At 57.2% G+C, this 8,125-nt stretch carries 6 protein-coding genes and 1 pseudogene; 3 read left to right on the top strand and 4 right to left on the bottom strand.

Annotated elements, in window-relative coordinates; translation table 11 throughout:
• Positions 1-152 precede the first annotated feature (152 nt).
• A complete protein-coding gene (locus A985_RS28410) occupies positions 153-965 on the top strand; it encodes a hypothetical protein (protein ID WP_021027211.1) in 813 nt (270 codons plus the stop codon).
• A gap of 92 nt (positions 966-1,057) precedes the next feature.
• Here A985_RS28410 and A985_RS0103595 read toward each other — a convergent pair whose 3' ends face one another.
• From A985_RS0103595 to A985_RS0103585, 3 genes are all read right to left on the bottom strand, one after another.
• Positions 1,058-1,267, bottom strand: a complete 210-nt coding sequence (locus A985_RS0103595) for a hypothetical protein (protein WP_017232044.1) — start codon at positions 1,265-1,267, stop codon at positions 1,058-1,060.
• Between the two features lie 62 nt (positions 1,268-1,329).
• Positions 1,330-3,414, bottom strand: coding sequence for a ParB/RepB/Spo0J family partition protein (locus A985_RS0103590; RefSeq protein ID WP_017232043.1), 2,085 nt, complete (start codon positions 3,412-3,414; stop codon positions 1,330-1,332).
• Positions 3,415-3,479: 65 nt separating this feature from the next.
• A complete protein-coding gene (locus A985_RS0103585) occupies positions 3,480-4,304 on the bottom strand; it encodes a DUF932 domain-containing protein (RefSeq protein WP_017232042.1) in 825 nt (274 codons plus the stop codon).
• 658 nt (positions 4,305-4,962) lie between these two features.
• Between A985_RS0103585 and A985_RS27345 the strand changes: the two genes are divergently transcribed.
• Both A985_RS27345 and A985_RS27340 read left to right on the top strand, forming a co-directional pair.
• On the top strand, positions 4,963-6,093 hold the full coding sequence (locus A985_RS27345; protein WP_076472149.1) for a nucleoid-associated protein: 1,131 nt from the start codon (positions 4,963-4,965) through the stop codon (positions 6,091-6,093).
• A complete protein-coding gene (locus A985_RS27340; RefSeq protein WP_076472153.1) occupies positions 6,059-7,741 on the top strand; it encodes a hypothetical protein in 1,683 nt (560 codons plus the stop codon). The genes A985_RS27345 and A985_RS27340 overlap by 35 nt, the downstream gene beginning before the upstream one ends.
• On the opposite strand, the pseudogene A985_RS27335 reads toward A985_RS27340, so the two are convergent.
• Positions 7,684-7,912, bottom strand: a pseudogene (locus A985_RS27335) (JAB domain-containing protein); the annotation flags it as partial. The gene A985_RS27340 and the pseudogene A985_RS27335 overlap by 58 nt on opposite strands.
• Between the last annotated feature and the right edge of the window lie 213 nt (positions 7,913-8,125).

Here is an 8,125-nt window from a genome sequence, read left to right as displayed (position 1 = left end):
AAGCCGAATGGCCGTGACGGCGAAGTCGGCACGGGGCGCAGCCCGAAAGCCCGGTGGCGCATCGCGCCTACACGCACAGGCCCATATCACCTACTTCCCACTATAAACAAGCTACGCTCTACCCTGCTTACACCTCTCAGAACCAGATTCATATGACCCAAGATGAGTTCATCGACACATTGGAGCGGTATTCAGCCGCCCTGAGCGCAATGCTTGGGCGATTTACCAAGTCTCACAGTGGCATCTATATGGCCCAAGGAGATGAAGGCAGGTATAGGGAAATCGGGGTCGAACTCATCGACCTTTTTCGGGATGAAGTCGTTGACGGATTGCATCATGCGAAGATCGTCGCAGACTACTTCAACGACAGCACCAATACCTATATCGGCACGCCGTCATACCGGGGCGTGGAAAATGTCAGAGGAGTAGTCAACGCCATGCTTGCACGGGTAAGGAGAAGTCCTGCCTGCCTTAGAAGCGCCCAACTTTCTCCGGGGAAAGTCACAGCACCCGAAAGGGTCGAAGCGCTCTATCGGATAGGAGAGCGCTTTCATCAGGTCGCAAAGCAACTACGTGTTCGGCGTCAAGACCGACCGACTCTGGACATCGGTGATGAATACGACGTGCAGGATCTGTTCCACGCGCTCTTGAGAATCCCCTTCGACGATGTGCGACCGGAAGAATGGACGCCCAGCTACGCTGGCGGCGCGTCCAGAATGGACTTCTTGCTTCCCGAGATTGAAGCCGTGGTGGAGATTAAGAAATCACGGCCAGGACTCGGTGCCAGAGAGTTGGGCGAGCAACTCATCGTAGATATTGCGAAATACAAGAGGCACCCAAACTGCCGCACGCTTTTCTGCTTCGTATATGACCCGGATGGCCGAATCCATAACCCGCGCGGAATCGAAAACGACCTGAATGCAGAGCAGGACGAACTCAAGGTCAGAGTCTTGATCGCGCCATGAAGCATCCTCACCGGGCGCGGCCACTGCCGCGCCCGGATTTTGCGTTTCACCGCGCCCAGGACGGAACGACCTGGGCGCGGTGCTGAACGCGGTTATTCCTTCGTCTCGATGATCCACCACACGGCGCGCGCCAAAGCGCGGCCCGTGATGGGATGAATGTCGGTGAGGTCTGCGCGGGCCGTCCAGCCCGAGGGCGGGCGGTAGCCGCGCACATCGCCCTCGCCGTGCCAGCTGCGGGCGCGCACCGTGCTGGGGGCGTAGATCGCCGCCATGCGCGGGCGGCTGGTGGTGGTACGGGTCATAGGGAGTCTCCTTCCAGCAATGCGCCCCGGTCGGAACCGGGGCGCTTACCTGTGATGCAGGGTCAAGCGGCCAGCGCCTCGGCGGGCTCATCCGCCATTGACTCGGCATCCTCCGGCGCGTCCTGCTCCGGTCCTGCCTCCTGCGCGCTTTCCTTCACTGCCTGCTGCGGGCCTTCGGCCTTGAAGATGGCGGGCATCCAGCCCGTACCGTTCACCAGCCGCTCGGCCTCGCTGGCAATGTCAGCCTTCTTGAGCTTCGCCAGCCGGGTTACGTGCTGCGGCGCGTACTCGCCCACCGCATCCAGAGTCATGGCCTTGGAAACGTGCTTGAAGTAGCCCTCTGCGGTCGGCTGCCACCATGCGGCCATGTCGAGGCCCGCGGCCTGCGCCAGTTCCTCGCCGGGCTGGTGCGGCACGGCGCGAGGCGTCACCACGTCCACCGTGGAAGCCACGCACACGGCTAGCAGCCGTACCAGTTCGTCTTGCGGCTTCGCCAGCAGCGCAGCGAACAGTTCGGCGCTGTCCTCCGGCAAGGCTTCGCCCGCCGCCTGTTGCAGTTCGCGCAGCGCCACAGCGGCGAGCGATTCCGGCCAGTCCGGGGCCATGCCTTCCAGCCGATCTTGCACTTTCAGGCCCACGCCCAGCGGCAGAGAATCACGGCTGCGACCGTAGCGGCTTTCCTGCAAGACGGTCTGCACCATGCCATGCACCACAGCGGCCAGCGCCACCTGCGGATGCCGGGCTACCTCGATTTGCAGCGCAGCGGTGCGGTGAGCGCTCAGGCGCTGGGCCAGCCGGTCGGAAATCGCTGCGGCCTTGGGCTGCTCGTCTTCCTCGCCTTCGTCATCGTTCGCGGTGTCCGGGTCGCTGAAGCCTTGGCGCAGCTTCTCCAGCGTGCGCAGCGCCTTTGCTTCGGCCTCGCGCAGCAGCCCTCGATGAATCACGGCCTCGCCGTTGCGGTCGATGGTCACGATGGCACCGGCTGCGGCCTTCACGTTCGCGCCGTAGTCCTGCAAACCATCTTCCAACGCCTGCAACTGCTCGCCCAGGGTTTCGCCTTCCTCCTGCAAGGCATCGGCCTTTTCCTCGTCGTCGGCGTCCATCGCGGCGTCCACGGCTTCACCGATGGCCCGCATTTTCTCTTGCAGCTTTTCGATGCGCTGCGCTTCGCGCTTGTTCGGCTCGCGCCGTTCCCTCGGCGCACGCTGGAAGGCGTGCAGGTCGGCATGGGTCACGCCCGGCGTGGCATCCACCCACGCCCAACCCTCGGCGCGGATAGCGGCGGCAATACCTGCCAGCTTGTCTTGCGCCAGCCGTTCCAGCAGCGCGGCATCGTTGAGGTACACGCCCGCATCGCCTTCCGCGAACAGGTCACGGCGGATGCCACCGCCTGCGGCTTCGTAGGTGTCCAGTCCGACGAAGCGCACCAGCGGATGCCGGTAAGCGTCGATTTCCCTTTCGGTCAGGCGTTCGCGCAAGTGCGAGGGATGCCGCTGCCACTGTGGGGCATCGTAGAACGCGGCTTCCTGCATGGTGTGGTCGTCGGTGATGGCAAGGGCCATCAACTGGTCAAGGCTCACGGCATCGGCGCGATAGTCGGCCATGAGGCGGGGCGAGACGTTCGCCAGCTTCAAGCGGCGCTGCACCACCAGCGGCGTAACGGAGAAATCCGCCGCAATGTCCTCGATGGGTCGGCCTTCGGCCACCAGCGCGGCGAATGCCTCGAACTGGTCTGCCGGGTGCATGGCTTCGCGCTGCACGTTCTCGGTCAGGCTGGCCGTGCGGGCCGTGCCATCGGCCACCTGCAAGCAAGGCACGTCCCAATCCTTGGCGATGCGGTGCTTTTTTGCCAGCAGCTTCAACGCGGCGAGGCGACGGCCACCGGCCACGACTTCGTAATGCTCGCCATCGGCGGATGCAATCACGATGAGGTTTTGCAGCAGGCCCACGCGCTGGATGCTCGCGGCCAGTTCAGGGATGGACATGCGCGGGGTCTTGCGCACGTTGCGGCCCGTGGGGCGCAGCACCAGCCGCGACAGCGGCACCAGGATCATGTGCTTGCTCGGGTCGGCGGCTTGCAGCACGTTCGCGGCGCTGCTGGCTGCGGTGTTGACGGCGTGGGCTTCGGTGTAGGTGATAGCGTTCATGATGTATCTCCAATCGAGTGAAACAAGGGAATGGAGGGGAAACGGCCCCTCCGGGGGGGGAACGGTCAAGCCTTGAGAGCGCGCATGCCATCGGCCAGCAGCCACAGGGCGCGGTTCAGGCGAATGTCGGAATCAATGCCCTGCACGGGGCGGGTACTCTGGCGGCGTCCATTGCTGCTGCGGCCATGCAATCCGCCCTTGGTCAAGTTCTCCTGCGTGCGGTTGAACACGCTCCACAGGTCAGGGCGGCGGTCATCGAACCGGCGCGGCATCAGGATTTGCGATTCGGTGATGGGCGCGGGCTTGTCCGGGTCGTCGTACTTCAACGCCAGCGCAGCACGGGCGAACACGTCGGATTCGCCATCGTCCAACGTGATGCTGCGCATCAGGTCGCGCGATTCCTTCACGCGCTCGAAACCGCTCAACACCTCGAAAGCGCCTTCGATGACGGAACCGGCCACGTCGCCTTTGTGGGGTACGCGCACGTCCGCCACGGTGTCGCCGCAGACAAGGCCATTGCTGCAAACGAAACGGAACATCCCGGCCAGCATCTGATAGCTGCTGGTGCCGTCGTGCGAGTTCAGCAGCACGATTTCGTTCGCCTCCGCGCCGTTGATCTGGCTGGCGTGGCGCAGGCGCAGCATGTGTTTCGTGTGCTCGCGCTTGCCTTCATCGCGCACGCGGGTCTGCGTCACCATGAAGGGTTGAAACCCCTCCTTGCGAAGCTCGGTCAGTACGGCGGCCGTGGGGATATAGGCGTACCGCTCGGAACGGCTTTGGTGCGGGGCATCCGCGAAGATGGACGGGGCCACCCTGCGAATCTGGTCATCGGACAGCGGGTAGTCGCTGCGCAGTGCTGGGGAGTGGGAGGCAAAACGGGTTGCAAGCATGTCGTTCTCCTGAACAAAAAGGCTGTTGAAGAAAACCGCACACCGGATTCCTAGATTCGGAGCCCAGCCTTTCGGCTGTTCGGTGCGGTCGGCACGAGGAACCCGGTTGGCCCTGTTGCCACCGTCTTTCCTGAGTTCATCGCCCGCGACGAAAGGGAGCCCGTGGACGGGGGCCGTCAAGGAGACAAGCGCAGGGTTGGTGCGGCCCGCAGGCGCAGCCGAGGACACGGCCCTGCGCGCCTTGACGGCACACGGACGCGGGCTACAGTCGCGGACAAGGTGATGGAGTCAGGAAAGACGGCTGGACATGGCAACGGCCCTCCCTCTGTGCCGAACCGCACGGCAAGCGCAAGCGCGCAGGCCCGAAGCTGGAAGCCGGGCCGGAGGCGTCAGGGATGCGGAAGGCTGGCGAATGCCAGTCCCGTTAGGGATGAGCGAACAGCGAACCTGAAGCAGCGTGGTCCGCGAAGCGGAGACGCAAGGATGTCTCCAAATGTTAAGAATTTCTGATAAATTGCATGTTTGGTATGGGTAGATGACCAAAAATCATCTGGTTTACCTTGACGCAAAATATTGCTAATACACAAAAGTAGTGTGAGGAAAAATTAAAATCCACACATCATTTAACTCTAAATTTAAAAATTAAGACGGGGTGTCGATGAGCATTCTTAGTGAAAAAGAAGCAGAAGGTCTCACCATTGAGCGAATGATCTTCCACGTTGTCGATCCTGCGTCGGAATCCCCCGTTTTTTTAGCAGAAGTTAAACCACCGCAATGCGTGGATTTCTTCGTTGAGCGAGTTAAAGAGACTCTTCGTGGAGCCGCCTATGAGTTTCTTCCTGGCGCAGGAATTCCAAGCCTCCTTTATCGAGCTTTGCCTAGCCAAAAAGCAAAAGATGGATTTATAAAAGCCTCGCACGATCTGGCAGCTAGATTCAAAGAGAAAGTAAAGCAGGACAAACGACTTGCGCCCGGCGTTCTGATGCTCTTTGTCCTCAAAACGGAAGGGGATACTCGATTTGTTGCCGTCATCAAATACGAGCATCAGCAGGTCGTATCTTATTCCTACATTAAAGATGCAGAAGGTAATCTGATCTTAGATGGGGATGGAAACCCTGTTCCTGATTTGCAGACGCTTGTCGAAACATTTACGAAGGATCGTAAGGCCATGCAAAAATCTGCCGTCATACGATTTCATAAAAATGAAAATATCGAATCAGGCGGGGACTTTCAATCATCAATCGTGGTAATTGACCATTCGTCCGGGCGCTATCGCGATGCCACTCAGCATTTTGCCAATTTCCTGGATATACGCCGTGCGCTTGAGCCGGTCGAGCTGACCAAGCGCCTCGAAGATGCGGCAGTCGAGTCAATCAAGGCGCACAAAAGTGAGGTTCCTCCCGAAGTTGCGAAAGCGCCTAAGCGGTTCGTACGTGCAGCCATGTCAAGGCTTGAAGGTTTTGACTTTGAAAAGCCAGAGGAGTTTCTTGGTGCCGTATTGCAAGGTGTGGCTCCAGAGGCTGCAATTTTAAAAACCTTCAAGAGCAAACTCGCCAATAAGAACATAAGCACAGAAGCATTCAAATTTGAGGGGGCTACTCCACCACCAGCTGAGTACCGGCGGGTTGTCACAAATGAAGGGATAACTCTCTTATTTAGCGCCGGGCACGAAGAAAACAAGAATGTAGAGATAAAAACAGAGGGAAATGGAGGCGTTGAAATAACCATACGATCCACCGGCTTGGAACGGAACGATGAACTCGAAAAAATGCCTCGCATCCCTGATTGATGCTTTAGGAGAGCATGTCAACATCCGCGAAACCATCGATCAAATCGACATTTCCGGGCATGTCTCTTCTGAAAAATCGGGCGATTTCAAGCGAGCCTTCGATGATTTCTCAGGAAAGAAATCGGAAGCTTGGTCGATTTCCATCCGTGATGGCGAGTTTTCCGAGATCTCAATAGATGCTGTTGCAAATGAGGATGTCACCCTTGTAATCAAGAAGCCAGTAGGCGGAAGGGTTTTCTTTGCGTCGCAAGCAGGATTTTCAGCGGCCTTGGAGGACAAGGCATTGACCTTAGCCAGCGAGCTATTGGTACTAAATTTTTTTACTGGATTCAAGACCAAGGGGTTTTCTGTCCTTTCTTGGGATGGCGAGCCATTACCTGGCTTGCCACCCTTGGAACCCAATTCAGATGCAATCGACCCCAGAAAAGGTGTAGTGCGCGATTTGACCGGCGCCACTGTTCCGGCAGACCCTTATCGCTGGATATTAATAGGCGATGATGGCAGTGGTGAACCGTGGAATATATGGAAGGCGCTGGCAGCTAAAAATCTGGCAACGCTACTTGTTTCAGATGTGTGGAAAGAAGATACAATAAAGGTATCTCTCAATGGCGCAAGAAAACGTACTTTCTATCTTGGGGAAAAGTGCCAGGATGACAACGCCTATGCAAAAATATGCCAGGCAGCCGACTGGATACTCGTAAAGCAGGACACAGAAGCCCGGCATGAAGTTCTTGTGCGGCGTCTTTCTGCGATTGTCAGGGACTCTCAATCCAATGGGAACTTGGAGTGGCTAACCGTATTACCCGAATCTCTGCAGGAAGCGCTTGATGGGGCTCGGCTTGATCATCGCGCCTATGTGAGATCAAAGTCAGCAGAAACAGTAAAAGCTATGGCCGACCTTAGGAAGGCGGTTGGAGAAGATGTTTCGCGTATCGTGGATCGTGTTCATCGACTTTCTACGGGTTTTGTGATAGGTCTCGCAGCATTGGCAACGGGGCTAGGCGTGCGCCTGACATTGCTGTCCTCTCAGAAAAACACCTGGGCAGTTGCCGGGATAATATTCTGCTTTGTTTTATTGGCCATTACATGGGCTAGCATAATTATTCAACGTCATGTTAGCTCTAAGTCATTGGTAAATGAGCTGCTCAACATGAGACGTTGGCATAAGAATATTCATATAGCGCTAACCCGCTCAGACTATCGAGAGCTGGCATTGCATCCAGTTTTGGATGCCATTCGTTTGTACAAGAAAACAGCAAAAATCACCATTAAGGGAATGATTGCTGCCTCATTTATTTTTATCGCTCTGTTTGTTGTTGCTCCATTTTTTCACCCAGGCAATAAATCTGTTGGAGTTGGCGATGAAAATGAAAGTGCGCAACCATCATCTGCCGCCATTGTTGATCAATCGATTTTAAAATCTAGCCCCCTGCCGAAAGATGGCGTAACTGTTGAAATTGCTCCATCCAAAAAGCAAGAATCAAATCCTAAAAATGACAAAACCGTACAAGATACGAGTCCTCTTAATGATGTGAAGAACAACTCTTCGCAGCAGGAGCTTGAGGTTGGAGAAAAGCAGTCGAAGCCAGCTCACAGCAAGCCTCGTTCGGCAAACGACACAGTTGCTGCCCCAGCCACGAAGATGTGATCCAGTGCTGTGCGAACGCCAACTGTCGGGCGCTTTCTTGATTCGCTGGTTCAGCAATATGTCGGCACTGTCCAACTCAGGATTCCTGCTCAGGTGGTTGTGCGCTTGAATGACCGCCGCCGCATTGAGCCGCAGCACCTCCTTGACCACTTCACGCGGATACACCCATGCTCGATGGCATGACGTAGGCTTCCTGAATCTGGTCAGCCGTCGCGCCGACAGTTCTGGCCTTGGGAATCGGGCTCTATCAGTGCAGCACCGAACGATGAAAAGGACGGTTGCGTCATGGTCGTGCTCCGGTTATTCGGGCGGAATTGCCCAGAACCGTGGCCAGTACGGCGCAGCGTAAGCAATCAGCTATTCGGCTACCTGATGATTTTTGGC

Origin of the sequence: Pandoraea sp. B-6 (assembly GCF_000282835.1) — a bacterium.
Classification (GTDB): Bacteria; Pseudomonadota; Gammaproteobacteria; order Burkholderiales; family Burkholderiaceae; genus Pandoraea; species Pandoraea cepalis.
This window is presented reverse-complemented; position numbering and strand designations above follow the sequence as displayed.

What these genes read in the sequence shown, in the direction of transcription:
- A985_RS27340 (WP_076472153.1), top strand. Translation starts at nt 6,059, where the DNA reads ATGAACTCGAAAAAATGCCTCGCATCCCTGATTGATGCTTTAGGAGAG.
- A985_RS0103590 (WP_017232043.1), bottom strand. Translation starts at nt 3,414, where the DNA reads ATGAACGCTATCACCTACACCGAAGCCCACGCCGTCAACACCGCAGCC.
- A985_RS0103585 (WP_017232042.1), bottom strand. Translation starts at nt 4,304, where the DNA reads ATGCTTGCAACCCGTTTTGCCTCCCACTCCCCAGCACTGCGCAGCGAC.
- A985_RS0103595 (WP_017232044.1), bottom strand. Translation starts at nt 1,267, where the DNA reads ATGACCCGTACCACCACCAGCCGCCCGCGCATGGCGGCGATCTACGCC.
- A985_RS27345 (WP_076472149.1), top strand. Translation starts at nt 4,963, where the DNA reads ATGAGCATTCTTAGTGAAAAAGAAGCAGAAGGTCTCACCATTGAGCGA.
- A985_RS28410 (WP_021027211.1), top strand. Translation starts at nt 153, where the DNA reads ATGACCCAAGATGAGTTCATCGACACATTGGAGCGGTATTCAGCCGCC.